Raw genomic sequence first — 15,646 nt, 5'->3', positions numbered from 1 at the left:
GGCGTGTTAACGCTCTCATGACGACAGGAAGCTCACATGCACCTCCGCGCGCCGCTGGCCGCCGTCGGACTGTCCGCCGTCTCGGTCCTCCTGGCCGGGTGCTTCGCCGCCGGGGCCGGGCAGACGGCCGGTTCGTCCGGAGACCACCGGATCAAGCTGGCCATGATGCAACCGCCGCGTTCCGGCCTGACGCCGTTCAGCGACGACGCGTTCAAGCTGTCCCGCTGGTCCACCGCGGAGACGCTGGTGACGCTGGACGGCAACGGGGACGCCCGCCCCGGGCTCGCCACCGAGTGGCGGCGCACCTCGGACACCGCCTGGGAGTTCACCGTCCGGCCAGGGGTGAGCTTTCACGACGGCAGCGTCCTGACGGCCGCGGTCGCCGTGAACACCCTCACCAGGTCGGCGAAGGCGGTGCCGAAGCCGCGGATCCTCGATGGCGTCGCGCTGACCGCGGCCGTGCAGGGCGACAAGCTGGTCGTGACGACGGGCACGCCGGATCCCTTGCTGCCGCAGCGTTTGTCGTCACCTCAACTGTCCATTCTGGCTGAAAGCGCGTACGCGGCGGACGGCAAGGTCACTCCGGTGGGCACCGGCAGCGGGCCGTTCCGGCTCGTGCAGGTCAACGGCACCACCAGCGCCACCCTCGACCGTTACGACGGCTACTGGGGTGACAAGGCGAAGGCCGCGGGCATCGACGTGTCGTTCGTGCCGGACGGCACCGCGCGCGCGGCGGCGATCCGCAGCGGTGAGGCGCACATCGCCGAAGCGGTCCCGGTGTCGCAGGCCGCGCTGCTCGACGCGCAGACCATCAGCGAGGTGCCGATGCCGCGCACCAACACGCTGTACCTCAACACGAAGTCCGGGCCGTTCGCCGATGCAGCGATGCGTGCCGCGGTCCGGGAGACGATCAACCGCGGCCAGATCGTCAGCACCGTGTACGAGAACCGCGCCGACGTCGCCAAGGGACTGCTCGGGCCGGCGCTGCCGTGGACCGTCCAGGCCCGGAAGGAGGTCACCGGCCGCATCGCCGCCGGCCGGGCGAACGGCGCCACGATCACGCTGGCGACCTTCACCGACCGCGCCGAACTGCCCGAGGTCGCTTCTCTGGTGCAGCAACAACTCCAGGACGCCGGGTTCAAGGTGAACCAGGTCGTGCGCGAGTACGCCCACATCGAGCAGGACATGCTGGCCGGCAAGTTCGACGCGTTCATCCTGTCCAGGGCGACCGTGCTCGACTCCGGTGACCCCGTCGCCTATCTGAAGTCGGACTTCACCTGCGGCGGATCGTTCAACATCGCGCGGCTGTGCGACGAGAACGTCGAGCAGGCCGTGCGCAAGGCCGAGGGCGCCGAAGCCGGCGACCAGCGCCGTGCGGCGATCCTCGAGGCCGAGGCGGCCGTGCTGCGGACCGACGCCGCCATCCCGATGCTGCACGAGCGGGTGATCCAGGGCGACGCCACGTCGGTCGCCGACTCGGTGAAGGACCCGCGCGAACGCGCGCTCATCACCTCCGCCACGCACCTGAAGTGATGTCGGAGTCGTTGCGAGTCCTGGCTTCCCGATGCGGTGCGCTCGCGCTGATCACCGCCGTGGTGGGGCTGTTGCCGTGGCTGTCCGGGCGTGACCCGGCGTTGTCGGTCCTGCGGGCGCTGTCGGCGGAACAGGAGCCGACGCGGGAGGCCCTGGACGCGGTCCGCGGGCAGCTCGGCCTCGACGCCGGTCCTGTCGCCATGCTCACGCGCTGGGTGCTCGGGCTGCTGCGAGGCGACCTCGGCCGTTCGTGGATCAACGGCGCCGAGGTGCTGCCGAGCGTCCTGTCCGGTCTCGGCGTCTCCCTGACGCTGATGAGCGCGGCACTGGTCGTCGTCCTCGTGGTGTCCTCGGCCCTGTGCCTGCCGGCCCTGCTGCGAGGCGCCCGTGGCGATGCGGCCGCGACGACCGGAGGTGCGGGTGCGGCACTGGCCGCGCTGCCCGAGTTCCTGCTGGCGGCGGTGCTGCTGGTGTCCCTGTCGGTGTGGCTGGGCTGGTTTCCGCCGTACGGCTGGGACGGTCCACTTCACCTCGTGCTGCCCGCGCTCGCCCTCGGCATTCCCGGGGGCGCCGTGCTGGGCACGCTGCTCAACGACGCGCTTCCGGCGGTCTTCGGGGAACCCTGGGTGGCGGTGTGGAGGTCGTGGGGGTGCAACCGCTCGGTTCTCGTCCGAGGAGTCCTTCGGCGTGCTCTGCCGCCGTTGCTGCCACAGGCAGGCCTGGCGGTGGTCGGTCTGACCGGCGGTGCCGTGGCGGTGGAAGCGGTCTTCGCGGTGCCTGGCATCGGGCGCGCGGCGTTGGGCGCGGCCCGCGCCCAGGACGTGCCGATGCTGCAGGGATGCGTGCTCGCACTGCTTCTGCTCGGACTGCTGGCCGGCGCGGTCGTCGGTGTGATCCGCCGGCGCATGCTGGGTCCCGCGCTGCGGGATGCCGCGCTGTCGTTGCCCCCGCATCCGCGGCGGGTGCCGAACAGGCTGCACGCCGCCATTCCCCTGGGGGCCGCCGCGCTGATGGCGGTGGTGATCGGCTGGGGTCTGCTGCGGGACCCTCTGCGGATCGATGCCGTGGCCAGGCTGGCGTCGCCGACCTGGGCACATCCGCTGGGCACGGACGGACTCGGCCGGGACGTCCTGGCGCGGGTCGCACACGGCGCACCGGCGACGATCGGCGTGGCCGCCGCGGTCTGCGCGAGTTCGTACGTGGTCGCCCTGGCCATCGGCTTCCTGCCGGACATCGCGCGCGGCATGGCGGAGGCGGCGAACGCGGTGCCGCCCGTGATCGCCGGCATCCTCGTCGCCGCGGTGCTGGGCCCCGGCACGTTCGGCGCCTCGCTGGCCGTCGCACTGGTCTCGTGGCCCGCCCTCGCCGCACACGCCGCCGCACTGGTGGAACAAACGCGCGCGGCCACCTATGTGAACGCCCATCGCGCGCTCGGCGCGTCACCGTCCCGGATCGAGCTCCGCCACGTGCTCCCCGCCGTCGCCGGTCCCGTCGCCCGCAACGCCGTCCTGCGGCTGCCCGGCATCGCACTGGCGTTGGCCTCACTGGGTTTCCTCGGCCTCGGAGCCCAGCCGCCCGCCCCGGAGTGGGGCCTGATGCTCGCGGAGTCGTTGCCCTACCTCGAACGGGCACCCTTGGCGGCGCTGAGCCCTGCGGTGATGCTGCTGCTGGTAGCCGTCCTCGCGATGTCGTTGTCCGCTCTGGCCTCCTGGACGCTCGTGTTCCGTTCTCAGCGCAGGCAGCCGGCCTGATTTCGGCTGGATGCCAGCAGTCGCATTCCGTTGAGCGCTACGAGGACCGTGGATCCTTCGTGGCCCGCGACGCCAAGGGGGAGTGGCAGAGTGCCGAACAGGTCCCACGCCGACAGCACCACGATGAACGTCCCCGCGATCGCGAGGTTGGCGATCACGATTCGCCGTGCGCGACGGGCCAACGCCACCACCGCCGGGATCACGGTGAGGTCGTCGCCGACCACCACGGCGTCGGCGGTGTCCACGGTCAGTGCGGAACCCTTGCGCCCCAACGCGACTCCGGCGTGCGCGGTCGCGAGCGCAGGGGCGTCGTTCACGCCGTCGCCGACGAACAGCACGTTGCCGGTCATCTCCCGCACCGCCCGGACCTTGTCCTGCGGCAACAAACCTGCGTGTACCTCGCGGATGCCCACGGCGGTCGCAACCCGTTGTGCCGCAGCATGGTTGTCACCCGTCAGCAGGACCGGGCTCTGTCCGGTGAGGGCGGTGAGCTCCAGCACCGCGGCGTGGCTCGACGGCCGGATCTGGTCCGCGAGGTCGATGACGGCGACATGGCGACCGTCCACGACGACCTCGACCGCGGTGTTGTGCCGGGAATCGTGCCGCCGCACGACAACCGACTGTCCGGACACCCGCGCGGTCACACCCACGCCCGGAGTCGACTGGAAGTCGTCGGCCGCGGGAAGCCGAAGTTCCCGCCGCCGAGCCTCGGACACGATGGCCCGGCCGATCGGGTGCTCGCTGAACTGCTCGGCTGCCGCGGCCAGTGCGAGCACCTCGTCGGTGACGGCGCCGACGACCTGCGGTGTGCCCTCGGTGAGCGTGCCGGTCTTGTCGAACGCCACCACGCTCACCGTGCCGAGCTGCTCCATCGCCACGGCGGACTTCACCAGCACACCGCGCTTGCCCGCGTTCGCGATCGCCGCCAGCAACGGAGGCATGGTCGCCAGCACCAGCGCGCACGGCGAGGCCACGATCATGAACGTCATCGCTCGCAGCAGCGTGGGTTCGAGTGCGGCGCCGAGAAGCAGCGGCACCGCGAACAACGCCAGCGTCGCGACCACCACGCCGACCGAGTAGCGCTGTTCCGCCTTCTCGATGAACAGCTGCGTCTTCGCCTTCGTGGCCGAGGCCTGCTCGACCATCGCGACGATCCGGGCGATCACGGAGTCCTTCGGCTCGCGAGTGACCCGCACCCGCAGGACGCCGGTGCCGTTGAGCGAGCCCGCGAAGACTTCTTGCCCGCGTCGCTTCGGGACCGGCAGCGGTTCACCGGTGATGGAGGCCTCGTCGACCTCGCTGCTCCCGCCGGCCACCTCGCCGTCCGCGCCGATCCGCTCGCCGGGCCGCACGAGGATCTCGTCGCCGATCCGCAGCGTCTCCGCGTCCACCTCCCGCTCACGACTGTCCGGCAGGAGCAGGCACGCCCGCTGTGGTGCGAGATCGAGCAGACCGCGCACCGAATCCGCGGTCCGCTGGGTGAGCACGGCTTCGAGCGCGCCGGACGTCGCGAAGATGACGATCAGCAGGCCGCCGTCGACGACCTGTCCGATGGAGGCGGCGCCGATCGCCGCGACGATCATCAGCAGGTCGACGTCGAGCGTGCGTTCACGCAGCGCCTTGAGTCCGGCGAGGGCGGGTTCCCAGCCTCCGGCGACGTAGCAGGCGAGCAGCAGCGTCCACCACGTCCACGGCGCCGAGTCCGCGAGCTTCACGCCGACGCCGAGCAGGAACAGGGCGGTGGCCGCGATGGCCCAGCGCACTTCGGTGATCGCGAACGGGGAGCGCTTGGTAGCTGGTGTCCGGTGCGGGCTGTCGATGAGGAGCGTCGAAGTCACGCCAGGCACCATACAGGAATATCTGAAGACCTCTTCATGTGTTCACTGAGTAGGATACTGCCATGGGTCATGGAGTCGAGGGCAGGACCACACCGCCGGCGCAGCTGGACGCCGAGTCGGCGGCGACGGTGGCGGCCACCCTCCAGGCGCTCGCGACACCGAGCCGCCTGCGGATCCTGACCCGGCTCCGCCACGGCGCCTGCCCGGTCAACGAGCTCGCGGAGGCCGTGGAGATGGAGCAGTCCGCGGTCTCACACCAGCTTCGGCTGTTGCGGGCGCTGGGGCTGGTGACCGGTACGCGTCAGGGACGCAGCGTCGTCTACAGCCTGTACGACACCCATGTGGCGATGCTGCTCGACGAGGCCGTCTACCACATCGAGCACCTCGGTCTCGGTGTCACCGACATCGACACCACCGCCTGAGACGTCACAGTTCTCCGAGGTCGATGCTGTTCCAGGTCAGCGCGGTGTTGTCACCGGTCGACCACCACACGGCGTTGCCACGCGCGACGACCGTGCCGAACGACGACGCGAGGTCCGCGAGCCGGCCGCGATCGACGTCGTACAGGCAGAGAGCGCCACGGGAGTCGTCCACCAGCACGGCGAACCGGTCCAGCAGCAGGACGTCCGGCACCGCGGGCCGCAGGCCGGAACCGCCGAGCCGGCGGCGCTCGGTGCCGTCCGGCCGCATCAGGTCCAGCCGCGCCCTGCCGCCCTGCCGCAGCACCTCGACCCGGCACCACGAGGGCGTGCAGTCGATCAGCTCGTAGCCCTGCCCGTTCACCACCGTGCGCGCCGAGGTGCGTACGTCCACCAGAACGGACGGACCGCCCTGCTCGACCTCGGAGCTGGTCGCGAACGGCCATTCGGTGAGCGCGAGCTTTCCCGCCAGGACGACCTTCTGCACCGCTCCGCCGGCCAACGGGACCGTGCGGATCTCGGTGGTGCCCTCCGGCCCGGTCGCGGCCCAGCTGACCAGGCCGTCGTGCACGGCCAGGTCGTACTGCGAGTCGAGCACGACGACGTTGCCGATGTCCGTGGTGACCAGTTCCGCGACCGAGTCCGCCATCGCGAACAGGCCGGTGCCGGGCTCGAGCCACACCAGCATGGCGTCGTCCAGCACGTACCGCGAGGCGCCCGTCCGGATGACCGAGCCGTCGACCACCAGCCGCCCACCGGACTCTCCCGCGCGCAGGTCCGGCGACAGCGGTGCGAACACCGCGCCGCCGGGCAGGTTTCCCGGAGTGGTGACGATCCGCGCACCCGGCCAGGCGTCGGTGACGACCGGCGCGGGCACGGTCCGGCCGGGTGCGCGGACCGGCCCCGGCGCCACGACCAGCACGGCCGCTGCCAGGGCGGCGACGACCAGGGCGACCCGGTGGATCATCGGGCCACCGCAGGAGAAGCCGCGTCCGTCTGGACGAGCTCGGGGCTGCCGCCACCGGACGCGGGGACGACCAGGGCGGCCCGGTGGATCACCGGGCCACCGCCGGTGAAGCCGCGTCCGGCTGGACGAGCTCCGGGCTGCCGCCACCGGACGCGGGGACGACCAGGGCGACCCGGTGGATCATCGGGCCACCGCCGGTGAAGCCGCGTCCATCTGGACGAGCTCGGGGCTGCCGCCACCGGACGCGGGGACGACCAGGGCGACCCGGTGGATCATCGGGCCACCGCCGGCGAAGCCGCGTCCGTCTGGACGAGCTCGGGGCTGCCGCCACCGGACGCGGGGACCTTCCAGATGCCCTTGTCCCGCCCGTACGCGACGTACGAGTCGTCCAGCCACTGTGGCTGGTCGTCCACGTGCCGCGGCTCCGCCAGCGGGGTGTCCCTACCGGAAGCCAGGTCCAGCACGTGCAGCCGCCACTGGTCGCCGGTGCGGAACTTGTAGGCGATGCGGCTGCCGTCCGGGGACAGCGACGGGCACTCCACGTTCTCCCGCACGGAGGTCAGCACCTTTGTGTCGAGCGAGCCCCGCACCAGCCACGTCTTCCCGCTCGAGGTGGCGGTGGCGTAGAACGTGCGGTCGTCGCGCGTGAACGTGATTCCCCAGTAGTTCACGTCGTCGGCGGTGTGCTCGACGCCGTCCACCATCAGCGTGAAGTCCTCCAGCGAACCGTGGTGCTCGCCGCTCTTCAGGTCGTACAGCCCGGCGGTCGTCGAGAACGTGCCCACGCCACCGAGGTACGAGTCACCGGCGCGGAAGACCGTCCACATCACGACGTTGCCCGACGGCGACACCCGCGCCCGGCTCGGGCTGCCCCACTCGGGCAGCCGCAACCGTTCGCCGGCCCCGTCGTACACCACGATCTCGGACTGCGCGGGCACCGCCGTGGCGCGCAGGCAGATCAGGGTGCCCGCCGCGACGTCGACCCGCTGGCACGCGGGTCCGGTACGACCTCCCTGACGCACCCGGCCCGCCGGGTCGACGTACAGCAACTCGCCGCCGCGCAGATCCAGCGTCTCCTCCGCGGGCCGCGCGCCCGTCGCCCGCAGGCCGACGAACACCCCACCCGCCGCCAGCACGGCCGCCACCAGCACCACACCCAGCACGGTTCGCTTCACCAGCGCGCTCCCACCACGACCGCGACCGCGAGGACCGCGGCGAACAACCCGAACGCGGGCGCCAGCGACAACCCGGTCGCCGCCACCCCGAACAACACCGCGCCGGCCGCGCGGCCCAGCGCCTGTCCTGTTTGGACGAACGCCAGTCCGGTGGCCCGCACCGGTTCCGGCACCAGGGGACCGACATGCGCCATCAGCACCCCGTCCGTGCACGCGTAGAAAACGCCGTGCGCCGGCAACACCAGCGCCGCCGCGAGCCAGCCTCCCCACGACACGGCGACCAGCGCGTAAGCAAGCAACAGCACGACGTGCCCGGCGAGGAACACCTTCCACCGCCCGACCCGGTCAGCGAGCTTCCCGACCGGCGCCGCCGCCACCATGAACGTCAACGCGGTCACCAACGGCAGCAACGGAAGCACCGCGACCGGCAGGCCCGCCGACTTCTGCACACCGACGAACAGGAACATGTCGCCGACCGTGCACACGCCGAGCAGTGCGGTGATCAGCACGACCCGCCGGACCTGGCGGTCCTTCAGCACGTTCCACGACAGTCCCGGCAGCCGGGCCGCGACCCCGGCCGGCTGCCGCACGAACACGGCCAGCACCACCACCGCGACCACGGCGAAGCAGAAACTCACCGCGAACACGGACGTGTAGTCCATGAACAGCAGGCTCAGCAGCCCGAACGCCACCAGCGGCCCGAGCAGCGCACCCGCCGTGTCCAACGCGCGGTGCACCCCGAACGCCCGCCCCAGCCCGTCCGGCGGCGAGGCCAGCGTGATCATCGCGTCGCGCGGCCCGGTGCGAATCCCCTTGCCCGCGCGGTCGACGCCGATCAGCAGCCCCAGACCGGCGACCGACGAACCGACCAGCGGAAAGCCGAGTCTGGTCACCGCGGAGAGGCCGTAACCGAACAGTGCCACGGCTTTCGGGCGCTGCCAGCGGTCGGCGAGGTGCCCGCCGGCGAGCCGCAGCACCGCCGTGGCACCGGTGTAGAGGCCGTCGATCGCGCCGAGTTGCAGGTAGCCGACGCCGAGACCGTAGACGAGGTACAGCGGCAGCACGGCGGTGACCATCTCGGCCGACAGGTCGGTGATCAGACTCACCACGCCGAGGCCGATGACGGTCGCGGAGATCTTGTGGTGCGACCGGCCCGGCTCAGCGGGCAGGCCGGCTCGGACAGAGGAGACGTACATCGGGAAGCCCTTCCGGTGAAGGACGCGCGCACGTCGCCGAGACCGTGCGCGCGTCCTACCTCAGCCAGTGACGCGGACGTCGTCCACCGCGGACTCCCAGAGGGAGGCCGTACTCGCGTCCGCGGCCTCGACGACGAGCTTCACGGTGCGCCCGCCGAACTGCGCGAGGTCGACGGTGGCGCTCTGCCATTTGCCCACGACCCTGGTGCTCGAGGTGCCGAGCTTCTCGAACACCTTCACCTTGTTCGTCCCGTCCAGCACATGGACCCGCAGGAAGTCCGATGTGGACGAGTTGTCACCGTGCGCGAAGGTGTAGGAGAACGTGAGCCTGCCGCCGGACGGCACGGGGATCTGCGGCGAGGTCATCGACGTCAGGCCTCCGTCCACGTCGTGGACGCCGACACTGGCGCCGGTGAGTCGTCCTGTCACCAGGCAGTTCGTGCCGCTCGTGGTGGTGCCGAGCTGCTTGACCCCGTCGGACTCCCTGGTCTCCTCCGGGTCACCGCGTTCCCACCTGCCGGTGGTCGCGGTGTCGGAGCCGGAGGCGTTGACGACCCAGCCCTGGCCGGACTCGAAGTCGTCGCTGAATCCGGCCGGTGTGGTGCCTACGGTCACGCTGAGCTGGGCCGTCTTCGTGGCCCCTCCCGACGTGCCGGTGATCGTCGCGGTCGCCGAACCGGACGCGCTCGACGACGCGGTGAGCGTCAGCGTCGAACGGCCGGGCGCGCTCACCGCGGCCGGCGAGAACGAGCCGGTCACGCCGGAGGGCAGGCCGGACACCGAGAGCGCGACGCTGCCGGTGAACCCGCCGGTGGCACCGACGTCCACGGTCGCGGTCGTGGACCCGCCCGCGGGCAGGGAGACCGACGACGGCGTGGCGGCGACGGAGAAGCTCGGCGAACTCGCGGCCTTGTGGCAGCCACCGGACACCGTGTCGGTGTAGTCGCGCCCGGCCACCGGCACGAAGTCGCTGCGGTACCCGGTCGCGGTGAGCGTGAGCTTGCCGACGCCGAAGGTGTTGTCGTTGCCTGCTTCCACCGGTCCCGCGGTGCTGCTGCCGAACCGGTAGAACCCGCGACCGCCGGTGCCGATCAGCACCTGCCGGACGCCGTTCGGGTCGCGCGTGCCGTCGGACCTCGCGAGCGCGTACCGCTGGTAGTTGTGGTCGTGCCCGGCGACGATGAGGTCCGCCTTGGCGTTGTACAGCGCGTTCCAGAACGGCGTGATCGTCGAGTTGTCGCCGTGGTTGCCCTTGTTGAACCGCGGGTGGTGGAAGAACGCCGCGGTGCACGGTTTGGTGTTCGCCGCCAGGTCGTTCTTCAGCCACGTCACCTGCGCCGAGCTCGCGTCGCGGGAGATGTTGGAGTTCAGCGCGACGAAGTGCCAGTCGCCCACGTCGAAGCTGTAGTAACCCTTGCCCCGCTCGCCGGCCCGCGCGCCGAAGTAGTCGAAGTAGCCCTGGGCGCCGGACGTGCCGTACTCGTGGTTGCCCGGCGTCGGGTAGGTGATCGACTTGAACTGGCCGTAGTGCGGGTCGTAGTTGTTGCGGTACTCCGTCAGGGTGCCGGAGTTGTAGGCGTTGTCACCGGCCAGGATCAGCGCCTGCGGGTTCATGGTCTTGACCACCGGCGCGGTCTGGTTGCAGGACGAGCCGCAGACGTCGCCGACCGCCGCCACGGTCGCCGTCGCCGCGGCGAGCGCCTGCGTGCCGAACTGGTAGGCGTCGACCACGTACCGGCTGCCGCTGTCGGCGAAGCTGGGCGTCACGCGTACGCAGTCACCCTCGAAAGCCTTGGTGTGGAAGGCTTTCCCTGGCCAGTGCTGGGCGGTGAACGTGTAGGAGCCCGACTTTGCCCCGCTGACCGTCACGGAGTCGTTGCCGCGCAGGGTCAGATCGGTGAAGCGCAACCGCAGCCACCGCGCACCGTCCTGACAGACCCGGCCGCCGTCGGCCGAGTTCGCGAACGCCACCCCGGCGGACTGGGTGCCGGGCTCCGCGATCTGGGGCACCTGCGGCACGTCGGGCACCGCGGTGGCGACAGGTTTGATGTCACCGCCGGACGGCATGGCCGCCACGGCCACCGCACCGGCGACCATGGCCGCCGCCGCGTAAATCGTCGTTGTGCGCCATCGCCTGCGCAGGGGAGATTTCATGGTTGTGTTCCTTCAGCAGGGAAGAGAATTCAGGAACGAGAACCGGTTCGAGCTGACCATAACGAGCGGTCAACGTCCGTCAACGAACCGGCTTTCCCCTTGCTGGATAACTCTGGACACCTATTCGGACCGATCATGTTCGACTGCGAAACGCCTGGTGGAGAGGTCAAGAAACCAGGCCGGGCACTCTGGAAATACTCTGGACGCGATCACAGCGGTATTTTCCGCGCGTATCATCCGGCGAGCCGCCCGAGAAGGGAGTCGCCCTGTGACCGCCGACGTGACCATTCGCGCGGGGGCCGAGTTCGGTGCCGCGCTGCGCTGCGCGATCGAGCGCAGCGGTCTCAGCCTCAGCGAGATCAGCCAGCGGCTGCGTGACCAGGACGCCCCGGTGAGCGTGAGCGCGCTCAGCTACTGGCAGAACGGCGAGAACCGGCCGGAGCGGGCGAGCTCGCTGGCGGCCGTGGCGGTGCTGGAGACCATTCTCGGCCAGGCCCCGTCGACGCTGACGGCGTTGCTCGGCCCGCGCCGGCCCCGTGGCCGGTGGACCAACCGGCCCGGCCTCGCGCTCCCGTACGACCAGATCTGGCGGCGGCCGGACAACGTGGCGAAGGCGCTGGCGAAGGTCGGCGCGACACCGGACGACCTGGACACGCCGCACCGGCTCTCGCAGTTCATCTCCTACCGCATCAACGCGCAGGGCTTCGAGGACTCCATGCGGGTGCGCCGCGTCGTCCGGGCCGACCACGACGACACCACCCGGTTCCTGTTCGTCGCGCGGTGCGGTGCGCTGCCACAGCCGCCGGTGGTGACGTTCACCGAGGGCTGCCGGGTCGCCCGGTTCCGTGCGGACGTGCCGAGCTCGACGTGCGTGTTCGAGTTCCTGCTGGACCGGCCGTTGCAGGCGGGAGAGCTCGCCGCCGTCGAGTTCGCGCTGCGGTTCCCGCCGGGGCAGACGTCGCGGCACACGCAGATCGCGATCTACCGGCCGGGCAGGGAGATGGTGCTGCACATCGCGTTCGACCCGGCGATGCTGCCCACCAGCTGCTCCGGGTACTTCCAGCCGCGCAGTGGGGTGCCCCGCGAGCACCAGGCGCCTGTCACGTTCGACGAGGAGACGACGACGTACCAGTTCATCACCCTGGACCCGATGCCCGGCCAGTACGGCATCCAGTGGAACTACTCGTAGGGCCGTTCCGGCTGCGCCACCCGGATCGCGTCCTCCACGTCGACGAACGGGATCTTCCCGCCGTTCACGCCGTCCTCGGCTGTCTCGTCCACATAGGAGCCCACGACCTCGATCCAGGTGTCGTCCGGCAGCGGTTCCGCGTTCCTCATCCCGATCTTCACCGGCCTGCCGTCGGCGGCGCAGCAGGTCAGGATCATCCGCACCAGCAGGCGTTCGCCGTTCGGACCGGTCGAGGTGAAGCCGACCAGCCTGACCCGGCGGTCCCGCAGCGTGCGGCCCTCGTCGAACACCGCACGGCTCGCGTAGTCGAAGATCTTGACCTCCACCGGATCGCCGTCCGGCAGCGGCGGGTACTCGTCGGACTCCGTGAGCACGGTGCCCGCGTTGACCGCCGCGTAGCTGCCGAGCGACTTCGGTGCGACGACGAGCAGTGCCAGCACGGGGAGGACGAGCAGCCAGGCGACCTTGGGCTGGTGTCCTTTCGCGGTGGCGAACAGCGCGAGGAGCACGACCGAGATGACCAGCAACGGCCACAGCCCGGCCTTGACGTAGCTGACGTACTGACCCGTCACCAGCGTTCTCGTCGTGGCACCGGCCAGCAGCAGGAGGATCACGATCGCCGCGGCCCGGTTCACAGCAGCGCGCCGATCGCGACGGCCGACGCCGTGGCGACGACCAACGTGGCCGGGGCGAACCTGATCGCGAACCGGCGGCCGAACATCCCGGTCTGCATGGCGAAGAGCTTCAGGTCGACCATCGGCCCGACGACCAGGAAGGTGAGCTTCGCCGTCGTCGAGAACTGCGTGAAGCTCGCCGCCACGAACGCGTCGGCCTCCGAGCAGATCGACAACAGCACCGCGAGCCCGGCCATGGCGAGCACCGCTAGCCACGGCTCGTCGGCGACGAACTGCAGCCAGCGGCCGGGCACGAACACGTTGATCGTCGCGGCGAGGAGCGCGCCGATCACCAGAAACCCGCCCGCGTGCAGGAAGTCGTGCCGTGCCTGGCTCAGAAACCCGTGCTGGTGGCTGTGTTCGGGCATCTTGATCCAATCAGTCCTGCCTTTCCGCAGCCACAACCAGCCCATGACCGTCGCGGCGAGCAGGCTCGCGGCGGCACGTCCCAGCACCATGCCGGGCTGACCGGGAAACGCGACCGCCGTCGCCACCAGCACGATGGGGTTGACGGCGGGGGCGGCCAGCAGGAACGTCAACGCCACCGCGGGTGCGATCCCCTTGCGCAGCAACGCTCCCGCCACCGGCACCGACCCGCACTCACAGCCAGGGAGCACCACTCCCGCGGCCGCGGCGGCGGGCACGGCGAGCACGGGCCGACGCGGCAGGACCTTCGTGAGCACGTCACTCGACACGTACACCGCGATGGCGGACGAGAGAGCGACGCCGAGGGTGAGGAACGGCAACGCCTGCAGCACGATCGAGACGAACACGGCCGCCCAGGTCTGCACGATCGGTGTCTGGAAGATCTCGTGGCCGCGCAGCAGAACGCCCCCCACCAGGAGTACGGCCAGCACCTCCACCGGCCCGATCCGACGTTCGCCCATGGTCGCGACGGTAGGGGTGATCAGAGGTGGCGGTCGTTATCCCGGTCGCGGCACTGGACATTCTCTGAACGTCAACCGCGCGTGGCCGGCCAGTCCGTCGAGTCGGTCGGTCGCACGCCGTCACCGCTCGTCCGCACCACATTCGTGACGCAGGCCGGCCGGACGGGTGGTTCGACTGATGCGGGTCGCGGAGCCGGGAGGCATGCTGGGCTCATGGCCGTCGATCCACGTGGTGCTGACCTGAAACGACTGCTCGCCGAGGACACGGGCGGGCCGGTGGTGATGCTGAACCTGCTGCGGTTCGCCGAGGCCGGTGCCGAGTCCTACCAGGAGTACGCGCGTCATCTGCGCGAGACGTTCCTGCCCCGCTACGGCGGCGAGATCCTCTACGCCGGCAGCGGATCCACCGTGCTGGTCGCCGAGGACGGGCAGAGCTGGGACGCGGTGATCGTCGTGCGCTACCCGGACCGCGCCGCGTTCAGCCGCATGGTGGCCGATCCCGGCTATCAGGAGGTGACGCGGCTGCGCACGGAGGCGTTGACAGAGGCGGTGCTCCAGGCCACCACCCCCTGGGTTTGATCCGTCTGACCGCTCTTGACTGACTCAGTCGGTCATTTATGATGGGCGGGTGCCACGCACTCGTTCAGCGGACATGTTCCCGAAGCTCGTCTCGGCCGCGGCCGAGACGTTCATCGCGCAGGGCTTTCAGCGGACCCAGATGCAGGACGTCGCCGACGCGCTGGGGGTGGCGAAGGGCACCGTCTACGGCTACGTCGAGAACAAGGACGCGCTGCTCGGGGCCGCGCTGCGGTTCGCCGACGGGGTGGAGCCGCTGCCCGAGGTGGCCGACCTGCCGGTCCGTGCGCCCGCGGAAGGCGAGCTGGCCGCGATGGTGGCCGAGCGGCTGCGGGGCGAGGTCGAGCAGCTGCGGCTGGTCGAGGCGTTGTCGACACGACGACATGGCCCGCTCGCCGTGGAGCTGGGCGAGATCATCACGAACCTGTACGACACGCTGTCGCGGCACCGGGTCAGCATCAAGCTGGTCGACCGCTGCGCCCCCGAGCTGCCGGAGCTGGCCGACGTCTGGTTCGGCCAGGGCCGCTCGGGTCTTGTTGTGGTGCTGACCGAGTATCTCCAGCGGCGCAGGGCGTTGCGGCTGCCCGGACCGGCGCCGCTGGTCGCCCGCACGATCCTGGAGACCTGCGTGTTGTGGGCGGTGCACCTGCACTGGGATCCCGCCCGGCCAGAGCCCCAGGACACCGCTGCCGTTCCATCCACGCTGGCAGGCCTGCTCACGCGTGGACTGCTGCCGGAAGGGTCATCGACATGAGCAAGAAGCTCACCACTGAAGGTCTCCGTGAGGTGTGGGATCGCTACGCGCCGCGCTACGACCGTGACATCGGGTTCTTCGAACGTGTCCAGTTCGGCGGCGGTCGCGAGTGGGTGTGCCCGCAGGCGACCGGTGACGTGCTGGAGGTGGCGATCGGCACCGGCCTCAACCTCCCGCATTACCCGGCGGACGTCAGGCTGGTCGGCCTGGACCTCAGCCCGGCCATGCTCGGCATCGCCCGCACTCGCGCGGCCGAGCTCGGGCGTGCGGTCGAGTTGTGTGAGGGAGACGCGCAGGCGTTGCCGTTCCCGGACGAGTCGTTCGACACCGTGGTCTGCACGCTGGGCCTGTGCGGTGTTCCGGACGAGCGTGCGGCGATCGCCGAGATGCACCGCGTGCTGCGGCCTGGTGGGAAGCTGTTGTTGCTCGACCACGTCGGCAGCCAGCACCGTGTCGTCCACTTCGTCCAGTCGCTGCTGGAGAAGCTGAGTGTGCGGATGTGCGGCGACTACCAGACCCGGCGGCCGTTGCCG

At 70.7% G+C, this 15,646-nt stretch carries 14 protein-coding genes; 7 read left to right on the top strand and 7 right to left on the bottom strand.

From position 1 onward, the window contains the following. Positions 1–36: 36 nt before the first annotated feature. Together BLR21_RS05145 and BLR21_RS05140 are read left to right on the top strand one after the other, a co-directional pair. Complete coding sequence (locus tag BLR21_RS05145; protein ID WP_090004557.1) at positions 37–1,533, top strand: ABC transporter substrate-binding protein; 1,497 nt, start codon at positions 37–39, stop codon at positions 1,531–1,533. Continuing rightward, positions 1,533–3,284, top strand: coding sequence for an ABC transporter permease subunit (locus BLR21_RS05140; protein WP_090004556.1), 1,752 nt, complete (start codon positions 1,533–1,535; stop codon positions 3,282–3,284). The genes BLR21_RS05145 and BLR21_RS05140 overlap by 1 nt, the downstream gene beginning before the upstream one ends. On the opposite strand, the gene BLR21_RS05135 is transcribed toward BLR21_RS05140, so the two are convergent. Continuing rightward, positions 3,263–5,134, bottom strand: coding sequence for a heavy metal translocating P-type ATPase (locus BLR21_RS05135; RefSeq protein WP_090004555.1), 1,872 nt, complete (start codon positions 5,132–5,134; stop codon positions 3,263–3,265). The two genes, BLR21_RS05140 and BLR21_RS05135, sit on opposite strands and share 22 nt — an antisense overlap. Before the next feature lie 50 nt (positions 5,135–5,184). On the opposite strand from BLR21_RS05135, the gene BLR21_RS05130 reads away from it, so the two are divergent. Then, positions 5,185–5,544: an ArsR/SmtB family transcription factor gene (locus BLR21_RS05130; protein WP_090004554.1), complete on the top strand. Its 360-nt coding sequence runs from the start codon at positions 5,185–5,187 to the stop codon at positions 5,542–5,544. A gap of 4 nt (positions 5,545–5,548) precedes the next feature. Here BLR21_RS05130 and BLR21_RS05125 read toward each other — a convergent pair whose 3' ends face one another. From BLR21_RS05125 to BLR21_RS05110, 4 genes are all read right to left on the bottom strand, one after another. Continuing rightward, the gene (locus BLR21_RS05125; protein ID WP_090004553.1) at positions 5,549–6,508 is read right to left on the bottom strand and encodes a hypothetical protein; all 960 of its coding nucleotides are present in this window, start codon (positions 6,506–6,508) and stop codon (positions 5,549–5,551) included. A 272-nt stretch (positions 6,509–6,780) separates the two neighbouring features. Beyond that, positions 6,781–7,683 (bottom strand): TolB family protein, encoded by a 903-nt coding sequence (locus BLR21_RS05120; RefSeq protein ID WP_090004552.1) that lies wholly within the window; start codon positions 7,681–7,683, stop codon positions 6,781–6,783. Continuing rightward, positions 7,680–8,879 carry an MFS transporter gene (locus BLR21_RS05115; RefSeq protein WP_090004551.1) on the bottom strand — a complete coding sequence of 400 codons (1,200 nt, stop codon included), beginning with the start codon at positions 8,877–8,879 and terminating at the stop codon, positions 7,680–7,682. Before BLR21_RS05115 ends, BLR21_RS05120 begins: the two co-directional genes overlap by 4 nt. A 60-nt stretch (positions 8,880–8,939) precedes the next feature. Next, positions 8,940–11,033 carry a metallophosphoesterase gene (locus tag BLR21_RS05110; RefSeq protein WP_090004550.1) on the bottom strand — a complete coding sequence of 698 codons (2,094 nt, stop codon included), beginning with the start codon at positions 11,031–11,033 and terminating at the stop codon, positions 8,940–8,942. 268 nt (positions 11,034–11,301) lie between these two features. On the opposite strand from BLR21_RS05110, the gene BLR21_RS05105 reads away from it, so the two are divergent. Beyond that, a complete protein-coding gene (locus tag BLR21_RS05105) occupies positions 11,302–12,222 on the top strand; it encodes an XRE family transcriptional regulator (RefSeq protein WP_256334481.1) in 921 nt (306 codons plus the stop codon). Here the strand turns inward: BLR21_RS05105 and BLR21_RS05100 are convergent. Continuing rightward, positions 12,213–12,857: a TIGR03943 family putative permease subunit gene (locus BLR21_RS05100; RefSeq protein ID WP_090004549.1), complete on the bottom strand. Its 645-nt coding sequence runs from the start codon at positions 12,855–12,857 to the stop codon at positions 12,213–12,215. The genes BLR21_RS05105 and BLR21_RS05100 overlap by 10 nt on opposite strands. Further along, complete coding sequence (locus BLR21_RS05095) at positions 12,854–13,783, bottom strand: permease (RefSeq protein ID WP_090004548.1); 930 nt, start codon at positions 13,781–13,783, stop codon at positions 12,854–12,856. Before BLR21_RS05095 ends, BLR21_RS05100 begins: the two co-directional genes overlap by 4 nt. A gap of 213 nt (positions 13,784–13,996) precedes the next feature. On the opposite strand from BLR21_RS05095, the gene BLR21_RS05090 reads away from it, so the two are divergent. From BLR21_RS05090 to BLR21_RS05080, 3 genes are all read left to right on the top strand, one after another. Continuing rightward, positions 13,997–14,362, top strand: coding sequence for a DUF1330 domain-containing protein (locus BLR21_RS05090; RefSeq protein ID WP_090004547.1), 366 nt, complete (start codon positions 13,997–13,999; stop codon positions 14,360–14,362). Between the two features lie 49 nt (positions 14,363–14,411). After that, positions 14,412–15,113, top strand: coding sequence for a TetR/AcrR family transcriptional regulator (locus BLR21_RS05085; protein ID WP_176929484.1), 702 nt, complete (start codon positions 14,412–14,414; stop codon positions 15,111–15,113). Further along, the coding region (locus BLR21_RS05080; RefSeq protein WP_090004545.1) for a class I SAM-dependent methyltransferase at positions 15,110–15,646 on the top strand (537 nt) is incomplete at its 3' end. The genes BLR21_RS05085 and BLR21_RS05080, both read left to right, overlap by 4 nt.

The organism is Lentzea albidocapillata subsp. violacea, from assembly GCF_900100275.1.
In the GTDB taxonomy this organism is placed as follows: Bacteria; Actinomycetota; Actinomycetes; order Mycobacteriales; family Pseudonocardiaceae; genus Lentzea; species Lentzea violacea.
Note: the sequence above shows the minus strand (reverse complement) of the source record. Positions and strands in the feature narration are given on the sequence as shown.